The organism is Rhodococcus sp. FH8 (assembly GCF_019266085.1).
GTDB classification, from domain to species: Bacteria; Actinomycetota; Actinomycetes; order Mycobacteriales; family Mycobacteriaceae; genus Rhodococcus_F; species Rhodococcus_F qingshengii.
This window is the reverse complement of record NZ_LPNQ01000078.1, coordinates 321,994-336,940: the sequence shown is the minus strand read 5'-3', so window position 1 is coordinate 336,940 and position 14,947 is coordinate 321,994. Positions and strand designations below refer to the sequence as shown.

The window sequence follows — 14,947 nt, the reverse complement described above, 5'->3', positions numbered from 1 at the left end:
CGCACCCACACTTCAGGATCTCAACTTCCACGATCTCAATCATCATGACCCCAATCCTCATGACCGCAACCGGAATCCGCGAGGGGTGGCCGCGAAGCCGGCTTCGACCAGGACCGGAGCAAAATCGTTGCCGTGGATGGTCTCTCCGTCGACCTTCTCCACTACCAACTTGTCGATGGCGCGAGAAGTCACCTTCTGAGCAAGTGACAGTGCTGCCAGGCGCAACGTTCCGCCGTCGTCGGTGAATGTCAGGATCGTGCGACCGCCGCGCTCGACGAACAGAACCAACTCACCCTCCACCAGAACTACCAGTGCGCCGGCTTTTCGTCCGGGTCGGTGTCCTGGTGACTCTTCGCCCCCCGACGCCGGCCACGGCAGCGCCGCGCCGTACGGGTTTGCCGGGTCGCACGCCGCGAGAGTGACTGCAGCCGAGGAGGTGTGGCGCCCCTCGATGGAATCACCGAACGTCCGCAAGCGGTCCACCACGGGAGGCGTCGAGAATTGAGCGCCGCCCAGGGTGTCCACGAAGTATCCGCGTCGAGCGCGCCCGTTGTCCTCGAACGTGCTCAGTACCTTGTAGATCAACGCGAAACCGCCCGGCACGTTCTCGCTCATCACCGAACCGCGGGTGACGACGCCGTATCGTTCGAGCAGCAGATCAGCCGTGGCGTGCGCCCGGATAGTGGGGTCAGGTTCGATACCTGGCAGCTGGAACCACCGACCGGAGGCGGTTGCCGGTCCCGTGCGCGCGGGCGTGGAAGCGCGGGCCATTCCGCGGTACGGACGGGCCCGCGGAACACGGCGAGGCGATCGGTGACTGGTTGTTGTTCTGGTGGTGTCGGAGAGAAGTGCGCGCAGCGGTGCAACGGTGTCGTTACCGATGTGTCCGAGCCACACCAACTCCCACAGTGCCGTCGTCACCGCACTGTCGACCGTGTCCGCAGCCGACTCCGTAGTTCGCAACGCGTCGACCAACTGGCGGAAGAAGTAGGCACCGCCGCCGGACAGCAGGTCGAGGATGCGCTTCTGCAATTCCGAGACGTCGGTGTCGGCGGGTGAATTGAGCGTGATCGGTGCCAGGTCGGCGGGGTGCAGCACTACCCACCCGTCCTTGCCCGAGATAGCTCCCGATCCGGACCACAGGACTTCACCCGTCGACGTGAGTTCGTCCAACATCGCGGGAGAGTAGTCGGCAACTCGGCTCGGCAGGATCAACGATTCGAGAGCGGACGCCGGAATCGGGACGCCGGCAAGTTGATCGACCACCGTTGCAACACCGTCGATTCCTCGCAGCGTGCCGCCCACGTGCTGCCAACTGGGAAGGAATCGCCCGAGGGTCGCGGTGCTGACCGGCTCGACCTCCTGCCGTGCCGCGGCGAGCGAGCGTCGCCGCAAGCGACGCAGGACCTCGGCGTCGCACCATTCGCTCCCGGTTGCAGACGGGCGGAATTCACCTTCCAGGACCCGCTTTTCGAGCGCGAGCCGACCGAGAACGTCACGCGCGACTGATACTCCGAGACCGAAGCGTGCAGCCGCGTCGGCGAGAGTGAAGGGACCGTGGGTGCGGGCGTACCGGCTCAGGAGGTCGTCGAGTGGTTGATCGACCGGCTCGATGAACGCGGCCGGAACGCCGATGGGTAGGGGAACGCCGAGTCCATCGCGAAGCCGCGCTGCATCTTCGACGACGGTCCACCAGCTCTCGCCCGCATACGAGACGTGGAGGGCGCGTTTGTCCGTAACCAACTTCTCGAGCCATGAGACCGGGTCCTCGAGACAGCGTTCGGTGACTTCTTCGGTGGTCAGCGGGCCGAGCATGCGGAGGAGATCGGCAACACCCTCGAGGTCCTTGGCCTTTCGGTCAGGGACGCGCCGTTGCAGTTCACGTTCGGCCTGCTCGATCACTCCGGCGTCGAGGAGCTCGCGCAGTTCGACGCGGCCGAGGAGTTCGGCCAACAGCGTGGAGTCCAAGGACAAAGCGGCGGCGCGTCGCTCGGCGAGGGGGCTGTCGCCCTCGTACATGAACGCACCCACGTAGTTGAACAGGAGCGCACTGGCGAACGGAGACGGAGAGGCCGTCTCCACCTCGACGATTCGAATCTGCCTTTTCTCGATCTTGCCGAACAATTCCTTCAGTGCAGGCAGGTCGTAAACGTCCTGCAAGCACTCGCGTACGGTCTCGAGCAGGATCGGGAAGGTCGGGAACTTGCGGGCGACGTCCAGCAGTTGCGCCGACCGCTGACGCTGCTGCCACAGCGGTGCACGTTTTCCGGGATTGCGGCGGGGGAGAAGCAGTGCGCGGGCGGCACATTCGCGGAATCGGGAAGCGAAGAGCGCGGAGCCGCCCACCTCTTGGGTGACCAGATCTTCGATGTCCTCGACGTCGAAGGTGAACAGTTCGGCGCCGGGAGGTTCGTTCTCGGTGTCGGGGAGACGGATGATGATGCCGTCGTCGGAGGCCGTCGGACTGGAATCGACGCCGTATCGTTCCTGCAGGCGCGCCCCGATGGCGAGGGCCCACGGTGCGTGAACCCGTTGGCCGTACGGGGAATGCAGCACCAGACGCCAGTCACCGAGTTCGTCGCGGAAGCGTTCGACCACCAGGGTTCGATCCGACGGCACCTGCCCGGTGGCATTTTTCTGCTCACCGACGAGTTGGATCAGATTGGTTGTGGCGTTGTGATCGAGCCCGCCCACGCGACAACGCTCGACGACGTCGGCTTCGTTACCCAGCGCGGTCTCTCGAACGAATTGTCCCAACGCCTGTCCGAGTTCGGCGGGGCGACCGAGTCCGTCGCCGTGCCAGAAGGGCAAACGACCCGGCATGCCGTAGGCGGGGCTGACCAGAACCCGATCGAAGGTGATCTCCTCGATCCGCCAACTGGTGGCGCCGAGCGCAAAGACGTCGCCGACCCGGGATTCGTAGACCATTTCCTCGTCGAGTTCGCCGACGCGGGACGCTTTCTCGCCAACCATGTAGACGGTGAAGAGGCCGCGGTCGGGGATTGCGCCGCCGGAAGTGACGGCCAAACGCTGCGAACCCGGGCGGCCCGTGAGCGTGTTGGACTCACGATCCCAGACAAGGCGAGGACGTAATTCGGCGAACTCGTCCGAGGGGTACCGCCCCGCCAGCAAGTCCAGAGTCGATTCGTACGCCGAACGGGGAAGCGTTGCAAAGGAACCGCTTCGGCGCACGGTCTCGAACCAGTCGTCGACGTCGATCGGTTCGAGAGCGGTGGCCGCAACAGTTTGCTGAGCGAGGATGTCGAGGGGATTGGCCGGAACGGCCATCGCTTCGATCTTGCCTTCGACCATGCGCTCGACCGTCACCGCGCAATGAATCAGGTCGGTGCGATGCTTGGGGAAGACGACGCCTCGCGATATCTCACCGACCTGGTGGCCGGCGCGGCCGACACGTTGCAGGCCGCTGGCAACCGAAGGCGGTGCCTCCACCTGGATGACCAAGTCGACGGCGCCCATGTCGATTCCGAGTTCGAGGCTGCTGGTGGCGACGACGCATCGCAATCGACCCGATTTGAGGTCGTCTTCGATGAGGGCTCGCTGGTCTTTGCTGACCGATCCGTGGTGGGCGCGAGCAAGGAGGGGTTCTGCGCCGTAGTTGACCTCGGTGGGAGCCCCGATCTGCGCGGGCGGGCGAGATGTTTTCTCGACGGCCAGACCGATGCGTTCTGCATGAATCTCGTTGAGCCTGGCTGTCAATCGTTCGGCGAGGCGGCGAGAGTTGGCGAACACGATGGACGATCGGTGGTCGAGAACGAGGTCGACGATCTGTTCCTCGACGTGGGGCCAGATCGAACCGGCTTGCGGGGTGGGAGATTCGGAACCGTCGTCCGGCGTCGCGATCCCCAATTCGGTCATGTCCTCGACGGGAACACGGACCGTGAGGTCGAAGGTCTTGGCGGCAGGCGGAGCCACGATTCGGATCGGTGCCGAACCGGCGAGGAACCGCCCGATCTCCTCGTGCGGACGGACAGTGGCCGACAATCCGATGCGTTGCGCCGGACGCTCGAGCAAGCCGTCCAGGCGTTCCAGTGAGAGCGCGAGGTGAGAGCCGCGCTTGGTGCCCGCCACCGCGTGAACCTCGTCGACGATCACGGTGTCGACACCGACCAGTGTTTCCCGGGCAGCGGAGGTGAGCATCAGGAACAACGACTCAGGCGTGGTGATCAGGATGTCCGGGGGTCGTTTGATCAACGAGCGCCGATCGGCCTGGGACGTATCACCGGAACGGACACCGACGGTGATCTCGGGCGGAGTGAGGCCTAGACGCTTCGCCGTCTGCGTGATGCCGACCAGCGGCGCGCGAAGGTTCCGCTCGACGTCCACACCCAGCGCTTTGAGCGGCGAAATGTAGAGGACTTTGGTGGCGCGTTCGCCTTCGTCCTTGGCGGCGAGTTGATCGAGGGCCCACAGGAACGCCGACAATGTCTTGCCGGAGCCGGTGGGCGCGACGACAAGTGTGTGAGAGCCACTCGCGATGGATTCCCAGGCGCCGAGCTGCGCAGCAGTCGGAGCGCTGAAAGCGCCGCCGAACCACTCGCGTGTGGTGGGCGAGAACCTACCGAGGACGTTGGTCACGACCACCATATTGCCCCTTCCCACCGACAGCGTGTTCGTGCCTGCAGCCGAAGCGCAGAGCATACTATTTGCCCTGTTATAGCGATTCTCTTGTTATCGAGAAGGCGAGTGCCTGATGGAAGCAGTCAAGATTGTCCTCGAGCTGGCGGTAGTGCTCGGGGCGATTGTCATGGGTACCAGATCGAGCGGTGTCGCTCTCGGTCTGTGGGGCGGCGCAGGTGTTGCCGTCCTCGTGTTCGTCTTCGGAGAGGACGTCGGCAGTCCGCCGGTCGACGCTCTCCTCATCGTCCTGTCCGTCGTCCTCGCGTCGTCGATGATGCAGGCGGCCGGTGGTATCGACTGGATGGTCACCATCGCGGCCAAGTTGATCGAATCTCGCCCGAAACAGATCACGCTGATCGCGCCGTTGGTGTCATTCCTGTTCTCGGTCGGTGCCGGCACGTCCAACATCCTCTACCCACTGCTCCCCGTCATCTACGACGTCTCGTACAAGAACGGTGTGCGGCCGTCACGACCGCTGTCGCTGTCAGTTGTCTCGACCGGTGTGGCGCTGGCGTGTAGTCCGGTGTCCGCGGCAATGGCGGCAATGGTCACGCTGACCGACGTGCCGCCTTACGATTTCGAACTCATCGACATCATCAAGATCACCTTCCCGGCTGCTGTTGTCGGCATCGTCCTTTCCTCCATCGCGGTCAACCGACTCGGCAAAGATCTCGACGACGACCCGGAGATACAGGCGAAGATGAAGTCGGGCGAATTGGCCGGACCTGGTGCAGCCTCCAAGACCGAACTCGTCTCGACGAAGACCGGACGAAACGCGGCACTGATCTTCCTCGCCGGCGTCCTGGCTATCGTGATCTTCGGCCTGTTCAAGGGGATTCGTCCCGAAGCTGCCGACGGTACTCCGATGGGGATGACACCGATCATCGAAATGCTGATGTTCGTCGTGGGTACGTTGATCCTGCTGGTGTGCCGCCCGAATGTCGCCGACGTGCCGTCGTCGACGGTGTTCCGTGCCGGTATGGTCTCGGCCATCGCGCTGTTCGGTCTGGCATGGCTGACGGACACGTTCATCAGCGCCCATTCCGAGCTGATCACGAGCACCGTCGGCGACTGGGTCAACGCCGCGCCGTGGATCTTCGCGCTCGGTGTCTTCCTGGTCTGTGTACTGACGACCAGTCAGTCGACCGCTACGAGGACCATCGTGCCGATCGGTCTCGCTGCCGGGATTGCACCCGGTCTGGTGAGCGGAATGTGGGCCGGAGCGTTTGCCGGCGTCTATCTGTTGCCGACAAACGGTTCGCAGATCGCGGCTGCGAACTTCGACCTCTCGGGCAGCACGAAGCTCGGTTCCAAGCTCGTCGACCACTCGTTCTTCCTGCCGACCATCATCTTGGCCGTCACGACGATTGCGGCCGGCGCGTTGTTCGGAGTGGTGCTCGGTTGAGTATTGCGGCTGAGTCAGCCCTGAGTGACAGCGCTGAGTCAGCTGTTGCGGTAGTGGTCCCAGCTCGCCTTGCACGCGTGAGCGAGCTGGTCCACCCGTTCGGCGTCGGGTGTAGGCCAGTCGACGCCGGGTTCCATGATGTAGGCGGCCAGTTCGTCTCCCAGTAGGAATTCTCGTTTGAATTCGGCCTGAACCGCGCTCAACGTGATCCCGGCTTCGGCGGCGCGGGCGCTCAATTCGGCGAATCTCGCTCCGGCTCGGATGATTTCGAAACTGCCGAGGTACGGCTGATTGAGAGCGACCGCATCCGGATCGTCGACCTGAAATCCCTTGCGATGTGAGACCGCAAGTGTGCGAATGAGCTCCGGATCCATCGTCACGGGATTGTCGCCGCGTCGATTACCGTCGTGATCGCCACGATTGGAGAGTGCGACGACGTCGGGGAGTCGATCTGCTTCCGGCCGTTCGACATTGACGGCGCCGTCCCGCCGGGTGGTGTGGTTCATCGTGTCGTGGAACGACAACGTCGTGAACGATCGACCGAGTTCGAAGCTCTTCTCCACCATGGCTTCGATCAGTGTGTCGCGAGTTCTTTCGTAGACACCCAAACCGTGTTCGGCTGTCTCGGTGAAGGTCTCGGCGAGGTTCTTCCAGCCCGCGTCGTCGGTCGGCTCGAGCAGCAGGGGGTAGAACGAGAAGGTGACAGGGCGAACTGCGTCGACGCCGGTGAGGTCTGCTTTGTTGCCTGCACCGGCCTTGTGGACGCGGGCGAATGCTTCGCGCAGTGACGCTTCCAGGTTTTCGGGCTTCGCACGGTTGGGATCGCGAATCATGCGAGGGTGCGGATTCTCCACGTATACGATGCGCGAATCGATTTCGGCCCAACGGCGCACGATGGGACTGGTGGACATGTCGGTGAAGTCGAATTGCAGCCGCTGTGTAAACTCGGGTGCGAGAAAACGTGAGAGTTCTGCTGGAATCGCGGAACCCGAGTGTGGGCAACTGACAAGAAGGTCGGCTTCGGCGATGGCGTCGTCGAGACTGCGGGAGTCGCGATCGGCATAGAACGTCAGGTCCTCCGGCGTGAACACGGTTCCGGCCGGGATGAGTACTGGTTCTCCACTGGTCATGAGCCCCAGCGTAATCGAGTATAACCGTGCGTACTCAGTATCCGCTGAGTCGTTCCACGAGAGCTGTTTTGATCTCCGGGCGACCAGCCGCGACAAGAGTGAAGGTGGCTTCACGCATGAGCCGCTCGGGGGTGTTGCTGCCGACCAGAGCGCGGCTTCCGGTCGCAGTCACGAGTGCGGCCGACGCGCGTATCGCAAGTTCCGACGCTCGGGCGCGGGCGGCCGACATGTCGCCGCCATCGCGCAGTGCTGCATCGAGATCGGCGCGCGCCCGGGTGGCTTGTTCCTCGAACGCGTCGGTGTCGACTCCCAGATCCGCAAGTTCGGTGACAGCGCGGCGGGTGATGCCCATGGCCATCGCGCCGTTGAGCCACAAGCCGGGGAGCTGGGTGCTCTGGAATTGTTCGTCGCTGACGACAGCACAGACGTCGGTATCGGGAATTTCGAAAGCGTCGAACACGATTCGGACGGTGTTGCTTCCGCGCGCCGCGATCAGTGGAAGTTCCTCGATCGTCAGACCCGGGGCCTCGCCCACCGGTACGACGGAATGAACGATGGAATTGTCGAACTCGTCGCGCGCCGACACCAAGAGAACATCGACGATGCCCCAACCGGTGACGAAGGGTGCGATCCCGTCGAGGACGTAGCCGTCGTTCACCCGCTTCGCCCACAGGAGCGGTGGGCGGGGGATGGCGCCGGCATAGGCAACCCCACCGCGAATCGTGCCGGAAACCAGACCGTCCCAGTATTGTTCGCGCAGAGGTGCATTGGGACTCGCCGCCAGGGCTCCGACGACGCCGTGATGCTGCATCCAGGTGAACGTCGTCGCGAGGCAACCGCCGCACAAGGTTTCGAGGACCTCGACCAGTTCTTCGCTGCTGGGGCCACGCTCACCGAGGGCAGCGATGCCGTAGAAGCCGTCGGCGGCGAGCGCGTCGAAATGGCTGCTGGGGATTTCTCCGTCGGCGTCGACGCTGTCGGCGACGGGAAACAGAACGGTATCGGCGATTTCGCGCGCAAGTTCCGGCCACATGGTCACGCTGTCAGGGTAAGCCGTGAGCCGGGGGTTGTGGTGTGGAACTACAGCCGCGCATCTAGAACGAGGGCGGCGAACTCACGATGAGGAACCTCGCGACCGCATCGGTGCGATTGAACCACCGGTGCGGGATGGTCGAGGTGTAGAGGAGGGTGTCGCCTACGTGAAGAACGTGATGCTCGTCCAGTCCCACCTCGACCTCGACAGATCCTTCGAGAACATGAATGAACTCTTCGCCGGCGTGCTCGGTGTGCTCACCTGCCTCGGAATGAGGTGCTGCCGTGATCTCGTTGGGTTCCATGGTCCGTGAGCCGGTGGAGCAGAATCGAATCACCGAATCGTGTGCCAGTTCGAAGGTTCGCCCCTCGCCGGCGCGGACGAGGCTGGACGGAGTTCGCTCACCCTGTGCCAAGAGTGCGTGCGCCGTGGTGCCGAGCGATTGCGCGAGGCGATGAAGGTTCATGACACTGGGTACTGCGTGGCCGTTTTCGGTCTGGCTCAGGAAGGGCTGGGACAAGCCCGACTTCACGGCAACCTCGCGCAACGTCAGTCCGGCTTCTTTTCGCGCCGTCCGCACGGCAGCCCCGATTGCGGTCGCTATCGCCTTCTGGTCGTCGTCCATGTGCCGAAGATAGCAGTGCTCTGGTGAAAGTTTTGATTACACAGACGAAACAAATTCGACCACGGTAAGAAATTATCGACGTGCTGAATAGTCCCGTACACGAAACACTTCCAGCTTCGGACGGAGATCGGCGCATGGCCATCCATCCTGTCGACCAGCGGCTCCCATTTGCCCGCCAGTCTGCTTTTGCTCTTCAGCACGTCCTCATCATGTACACCGGCTGCATCACGGTTCCGCTGGTTTTCGGTGCCGCCGTAGGGCTGGACCGCAGCACAGTCGCGATGCTGATCAGCGCGGACTTGCTCGTTGCAGGCATCATCACGATCATTCAGAGCCTGGGCGTCGGGAAGGTCGCCGGTGTCCGGCTGCCGATCGTCTGCGGGGCGACCTTCGCCGGGCTGACGCCGATGATTCTGATCGCCAAGGAGTACGGCCTGCAGGCGGTGTACGGGTCCATGCTGGTCGGTGGCGTAGTCGGCATTGCCTTGGCCGTGCCGTTCGCCAAGATCGTCCGATACTTCCCACCCCTGGTTACCGGCGTCGTCCTCACAGTGATCGGCATCTCGTTGATCGGTGTCGCAGGAGGACTGATCGTCGGAAACGACCCCACCTCCCCGTCGTTCGCCGACCCGAAGAATCTGGCGCTGGCTGCCGCAGTCGTTGTGGTCGCGGTGGCCTTCATCTGCCTCGGCCGCGGGATGTGGACGCAGCTCGGTGTACTGATGGCGCTTGTGATCGGCACCGTGATCGCCATCCCGATGGGCCTGATCGATCTGAGTGGCGTCGGCGGCTCGGCCTGGGTGGGCTTCCCGATGCCGTTCCACTTCGGCGCTCCGGAGTTTCCCGTCACCGCCGTGGTGGCGATGAGTATCGTCATGGCAGTCGTCTTCGCAGAGTCGACGGCGAGCATGCTGGCGGTCAGCGAGATCACCGGAAAGCCTTTGAAGAAAGCAGATCTCGCACGAGGGCTGGTGGCCGACGGGATGTCGGGAGTTCTGGGCGGAATCTTCAATGCCTTTGTCGACACCGTTTTCTCGCAGAATGTCGGCGCCGTTGCCACGACCCGGGTGTACAGCCGGTACGTGACCGCTACCAGCGGTGCCATTCTGATCGTCCTCGGCCTCATCCCGCGAATGGGTGAAGTGGTTGCAGCCCTGCCTGATCCGGTGGTCGGCGGTGTCGGAATCATCTTGTTCTCCACTGTCGCCGTGGTCGGAATCAACACGCTGCGCAAGGTCGATCTCAGCGACCCGATCAACACCACGATCGCCGCTGTATCGGTGGGGATCGGTATTCTTCCGGAATTTGCGGAGGGGATGTTCGAGCGATTCCCCTCCTCGGCTCAGATCCTCCTCGGTAGCGGCATCACCTTGGCTGCGGCCTCGGCCTTTTCGCTCAATCTGCTGTTCAATCACACCCGACTCGGTGAACTCGCGAGGCGATCGCGAGAGAGCCTCCATGCCACTGCAAAATCTGAACCCGCCACCAGCTCTGCAGGAGACGCCAGTGTCACAGTCCCAGTCTGATCCCTTCGAAGTGCCCGTCGTCGACATCTCGCCTTACGTGCTCGGTGGTGCCGACCAGGACAAGGCGCGAGTGGCTGCCGAAGTCGACCATGCTTGTCGGACTGTAGGTTTCATGCAGATTCGGGGCCACGGTGTTCCGGCCGCTGTTTCTTCCGGCCTCGCCGAAGCGATGGACGACTTCTTCGGGCTGCCGATGGAGACGAAGTCGGGCTACCGAATCGAGGGCGCGAATCGTGGGTACAGCCCGCCCAAGAGTGAGTCGCTGAGCCTGAGCCTCGGCGTCGAATCCGCGACCAGAATGAACGACTTTTTCGAGGCCTTCAACGTCGGAACCGAAGCCCGATCATTCACCGAACTCGAACTGTCGGAGGACGATTACGGAATCAACCTGTGGCCCGCAGTGTCTGGTTTCACGGAGCGGGTGGAGAATTACTACGCCCATGGCGAGCGGGTGGCACGCACACTGACCACCATTTTCGAAGACGCGCTCGGGCTGACCCCAGGATTCTTCGAGTCGATCACCGACCACTCCATCGACGTACTGCGGATGAACAACTACGCGTTACCCGAAGGGACGGTGACGTTGGACGGTGAGTTGAAGGGGATGGGCGAACATACCGATTTCGGGCTGGTCACCGTGCTGTGGGCGGATCAGGTCGAAGGTTTGCAAGTACTCGGGAGCGACCGACGCTGGCACGATGTCTGGCCGCACGACGGCGCGCTACTGGTCAACCTCGGGGATCTCACCGCGCGACTGACCAACGACAGGTGGATGTCCACGCTGCACCGAGTTGCGCCGCCGGTGGTGAACGGCACCATCAAGCGCCGGCGATCGGCGGCCTTCTTCCATGACGGAAACGTCGACGCGGTGATTGCGACCTTGCCGAGTTTTCAGGACGACTCCGGCTTGGAGTACGAACCCATTACCGTTCGCGATCACATCAAGGCCAAATTGGCCGGGTCGAGGCAGGGGAAGTCCAACGCCGCCGCAGGTCGTGAGGCGGCTCGGGTACTTTCGGCTGCAGAGCTCGAGGTCAAGCAGTGAGTGCACGGAACATCGTCCTGATCCACGGAGCATGGGCCGGCGGTTGGGTCTGGGATCGTGTGTGTGGCCCACTGAAATCGGCCGGCTTCAATCCTGTTGTGGTGGAGCTTCCCGGCTCGGGAAGTTGGAACTCAGACGACGTGATCGATCTCGATGTCGTTGCCGAACATGTTGTGGCAGTTGTCGAGTCCTTGGACGGGCAGTGCGCCCTCGTTGGTCACTCCGGCGGTGGCATCGTGGCCTCACAGGTGGCTGAGTTGCTGCCTTCGCGGGTAACGGGTCTTGTGTACGTCGCAGGGATGATGCTTCCATCGCAGACGGACTTCGGGATGCTCTGCATCGAACTCGGTCTGGAAAGTCCGGTCGGGATCTCACGTTGGTTGGTCCCCGCCGACGACGGGGATGCGACGGTGGTACCGCCCGAAGCCGGTGCCGCTGTGTTCTTCCACGAAGCGCCGGTGGCTGATGCGATCTTCGCCGCGCGCATGCTCGTTCCACAACTGGAGTCAGCCCGCCTGATGGCACCGGTCTGGACGGAAGAGCGATTCGGAACCGTGCCGAGGTTGTATGTCGAATGCACGCTGGATCGAACCGTGCCGATCGAGGCTCAACGCGCCATGCAGAGACTTGTCCCCGGTGCCCAGGTGGTCAGCCTGGGCACCGACCATGCACCGCAGTTGTCGGCGCTCCCGGAGTTGATCGACGCGATCACCGATTTCGCCCGGCAGGTGTTCAGCCGAACTCGACCCCTTGAGCCAGCGGAAGCTGGTCCGAGTAATTGACGGTATTGGTGGCTCGGCGCATGTATGCCTTCCACGAATCCGAACCCGACTCGCGTCCGCCGCCAGTCTCCTTCTCCCCGCCGAATGCGCCGCCGATCTCCGCACCGGACGTTCCGATGTTCACGTTCGCGATGCCGCAATCGGAGCCGTCGGCGGCGAGGAAGTGCTCTGCTTCTCGCTGATCGAGTGTGAAGATCGAGGACGAAAGTCCTTGAGGCACGCCGTTGTGCAGCGCAATGGCGTCGTCGAAGTCGGTGTAGGTCAAGACGTAGAGGATGGGTGCAAAAGTCTCCGCCCGCACCACCTCGGTCTGTGCGGGCATACGAACGAGGGCAGGTGTCACGTAGAACCCGGAATCGCCGACGCGGTCCCCGCCACACACCACAGATCCGCCGTCCGCGCGTGCGGCCGAGAGCGATTTCTGCATCGTCTCGAACGCGGCTTCGTTGATCAGCGGCCCGACCAGAACACCGGAATCGAAGGGACTGCCGACCTCGAGCTGTGCGTACGCGGCCGCAACGCGCTCGACGACGTGATCGGCGATCGACTCGTGCACGATGAGCCGACGAAGTGAGGTGCACCGCTGCCCCGCAGTTCCGGCGGCGGAGAACACGATTCCGCGTACGGCAAGCTCGAGATCTGCCGACGGTGTGACGACTGCGGCGTTGTTGCCACCCAACTCGAGGAGGCTTCGCCCGAAGCGTTCGGCGACCCGCGGAGCCACCGCGCGGCCCATTCGCACGGAACCGGTGGCGCTGACCAAGGCCACCAGTGGGTTGACCACCAAGGCCTCACCGACATCGCGTCCGCCGATGATCAACTGGTGCACGTCGATCGGTGCATCACAGTCGGCGAGGGCGCGTCGGAGGAGGGCGTCACATGCCAGCGCAGTCAGCGGCGTGGTCTCCGAAGGCTTCCAGACGACGGCGTCACCGCACACGAGAGCGATGGCGGTATTCCACGACCACACCGCGACGGGAAAGTTGAACGCGGAGATGACCCCGACAACGCCGAGAGGGTGCCACGTTTCCGTCAACCGGTGTCCGGGACGCTCGGACGGCATGGTGCGTCCGTAGAGCTGCCGGGAGAGACCGACGGCGAACTCGCAGATGTCGATCATCTCCTGTACCTCGCCGAGAGCCTCCGAGGTGACCTTGCCTGCTTCGAGGGTCACGATCTCCGCGAGGTCCTCCTTGTGCTCGGTCAGTAGGCTGCCCAGCCGGCGCACGACCGCGCCGCGCGCCGGAGCGGGGACGGTGCGCCAGGTGAGGAACGCGCGATGCGCCGCGTCGACGGCGTCGTCGACTTCTCTACCGGAGTGCTGCCGAACGGTACGCAGTTGCGTACCGGTGATGGGGGTTCGTGCGCTCAGGTCGCCGGCGGGCCACTCGACACCGCACGCGGCAAGGGCGCTTTCGGCGCGATCGGCGAGGCTCGAAGAATCAGGCAGGTTCACTGGGGAGTCCTCTGTTGTTGTGGGCGGGAGGCAGCACGGCACGTGACGCCTCTTGTTGTGCGCGGTACAGCTCGAACGGATCTTCGATGGTGCGGTCGATGGCGCCCTCCAATCGATCCTGCCCGTATTCGGCGCCGGGCGCATCGGAAACGAATCCGGTCACGGAATCGAGATTGGATGCGAAGATCCCGGCCGCGGAGGCAGGTAGGAAGTCCTCGTAGACGATCGGGTCGCGGACGACAACAGTTCCTTCGTTTCGGTACGTGAAGTACGCCAACCCCGCGGCATCGAGTTCGCTTTCGGAGTGCGGAAATTCGCTGTCCCAATCGGCGTCCTCGGGCGTGGCGATCAGTCGGTCGTAGATCGCTCGCCCGCTGCGGGTCAACGCGATTCCGCGTGCCTCCACCTCGCCGAATCTGACGCGGACGGGCTCAGTGGTGACCGATCCGTCGCGCTGACGGAAGAGTCTGTCTTCGGCCAATGCACGAAACGACGTCTGCCGCAGAAGTAGTGGTGGTCCGCTCCATCTCGGCGGGCCTTGGATGCGGTCGATCATGGTGATACCGCGCTCGGTCATGCGGCGGTACAACTCGTCGATGTCGAGCACTCGCGGGGTGAGGTGATTGACGTGGGTCGAGCCCTGCCCCGCAATGTCTGCAGCGACCGGCGAGATTGCGGCGAGTTCGCGGTACCAGCCCGCGTCGATGGGATCGGTGCCGAGCCGAAACGCCGAGGTCGCTGCATCGACGAACTGTGTCGCCTCGGGCTCCGTCAGGCCGCCCTCGCGACTCGATTGCCGTGCCCACTGCAGAAGTTCGGGAGAGAACAGGGTCCGGCGACGCAGGAACCCGGTGATCCGACGCTCGAGGTCGGTGTCGAAGAACCTGGAATCGGAGCTGGTCAGTACCGAAGTGAAAACACGGAACGGGTTCCGGGCGAGTTCGGCAGGTTCGGTGGGGCGAAACGCCGTCGAGACAACGGGAATGGGGGAGTCGGTGAGCCGGAGGTCGTAATAGCCGACCGGAAACATACCGAATCCGCCGAAGACGGTGGCTACGTCACGTAGTTCGTCGAGAGTCCCCAGTCTGATGGCGCCGTGACGCTCGGCGCTGACTCTCGCCAGGCTGCCCAGGCGCTCCGCAGAATCCGGATGTTCGGCGGCAAAATCACGGTTCACCTGCATCGTTACATCTACCAAGGTGTTGTAAGCGGGGACCTCGTCGCCATACATCTTGGCGAGGGCCGCTGCGAACCGTGCACGTAGCTCCCAGGTTTCAACCATACGAATGTCCGATTGCGTTAGCCTG

At 63.4% G+C, this 14,947-nt stretch carries 10 protein-coding genes; 4 read left to right on the top strand and 6 right to left on the bottom strand.

Annotated elements, in window-relative coordinates:
* Nucleotides 1–57: 57 nt before the first annotated feature.
* Nucleotides 58–4,605, bottom strand: coding sequence for an ATP-dependent helicase (locus ATN38_RS25385; protein ID WP_218748903.1), 4,548 nt, complete (start codon nucleotides 4,603–4,605; stop codon nucleotides 58–60).
* Nucleotides 4,606–4,711: 106 nt separating this feature from the next.
* Between ATN38_RS25385 and ATN38_RS25380 the strand changes: the two genes are divergently transcribed.
* Nucleotides 4,712–6,043: an anaerobic C4-dicarboxylate transporter family protein gene (locus ATN38_RS25380; protein ID WP_003940851.1), complete on the top strand. Its 1,332-nt coding sequence runs from the start codon at nucleotides 4,712–4,714 to the stop codon at nucleotides 6,041–6,043.
* Nucleotides 6,044–6,081: 38 nt separating this feature from the next.
* Here ATN38_RS25380 and ATN38_RS25375 read toward each other — a convergent pair whose 3' ends face one another.
* Genes ATN38_RS25375 through ATN38_RS25365 form a run of 3 tightly spaced genes read right to left on the bottom strand, consistent with a single transcriptional unit; the run spans nucleotide 6,082 to nucleotide 8,831 of the window.
* Nucleotides 6,082–7,173 carry an N-formylglutamate amidohydrolase gene (locus tag ATN38_RS25375; protein ID WP_003940896.1) on the bottom strand — a complete coding sequence of 364 codons (1,092 nt, stop codon included), beginning with the start codon at nucleotides 7,171–7,173 and terminating at the stop codon, nucleotides 6,082–6,084.
* A gap of 34 nt (nucleotides 7,174–7,207) precedes the next feature.
* Nucleotides 7,208–8,212 carry an acyl-CoA dehydrogenase family protein gene (locus ATN38_RS25370; protein ID WP_209908126.1) on the bottom strand — a complete coding sequence of 335 codons (1,005 nt, stop codon included), beginning with the start codon at nucleotides 8,210–8,212 and terminating at the stop codon, nucleotides 7,208–7,210.
* 55 nt (nucleotides 8,213–8,267) lie between these two features.
* Nucleotides 8,268–8,831: a helix-turn-helix domain-containing protein gene (locus ATN38_RS25365; RefSeq protein ID WP_007727247.1), complete on the bottom strand. Its 564-nt coding sequence runs from the start codon at nucleotides 8,829–8,831 to the stop codon at nucleotides 8,268–8,270.
* Between the two features lie 134 nt (nucleotides 8,832–8,965).
* Between ATN38_RS25365 and ATN38_RS25360 the strand changes: the two genes are divergently transcribed.
* From ATN38_RS25360 to ATN38_RS25350, 3 genes are read left to right on the top strand one after another with little or no spacing between them, the layout of a single operon-like run.
* Entirely contained in the window at nucleotides 8,966–10,357 is a 1,392-nt protein-coding gene (locus ATN38_RS25360) for a uracil-xanthine permease family protein (RefSeq protein WP_007727244.1), read from the top strand.
* Nucleotides 10,338–11,402, top strand: coding sequence for an isopenicillin N synthase family oxygenase (locus tag ATN38_RS25355; protein ID WP_042449601.1), 1,065 nt, complete (start codon nucleotides 10,338–10,340; stop codon nucleotides 11,400–11,402). Before ATN38_RS25360 ends, ATN38_RS25355 begins: the two co-directional genes overlap by 20 nt.
* Nucleotides 11,399–12,184 (top strand): alpha/beta fold hydrolase, encoded by a 786-nt coding sequence (locus tag ATN38_RS25350; protein WP_030535042.1) that lies wholly within the window; start codon nucleotides 11,399–11,401, stop codon nucleotides 12,182–12,184. The genes ATN38_RS25355 and ATN38_RS25350 overlap by 4 nt, the downstream gene beginning before the upstream one ends.
* On the opposite strand, the gene ATN38_RS25345 is transcribed toward ATN38_RS25350, so the two are convergent.
* Both ATN38_RS25345 and ATN38_RS25340 read right to left on the bottom strand, forming a co-directional pair.
* Nucleotides 12,135–13,640, bottom strand: coding sequence for an aldehyde dehydrogenase family protein (locus ATN38_RS25345; protein ID WP_042449599.1), 1,506 nt, complete (start codon nucleotides 13,638–13,640; stop codon nucleotides 12,135–12,137). The two genes, ATN38_RS25350 and ATN38_RS25345, sit on opposite strands and share 50 nt — an antisense overlap.
* Nucleotides 13,627–14,922, bottom strand: a complete 1,296-nt coding sequence (locus ATN38_RS25340; RefSeq protein ID WP_007727236.1) for a VOC family protein — start codon at nucleotides 14,920–14,922, stop codon at nucleotides 13,627–13,629. Before ATN38_RS25340 ends, ATN38_RS25345 begins: the two co-directional genes overlap by 14 nt.
* Between the last annotated feature and the right edge of the window lie 25 nt (nucleotides 14,923–14,947).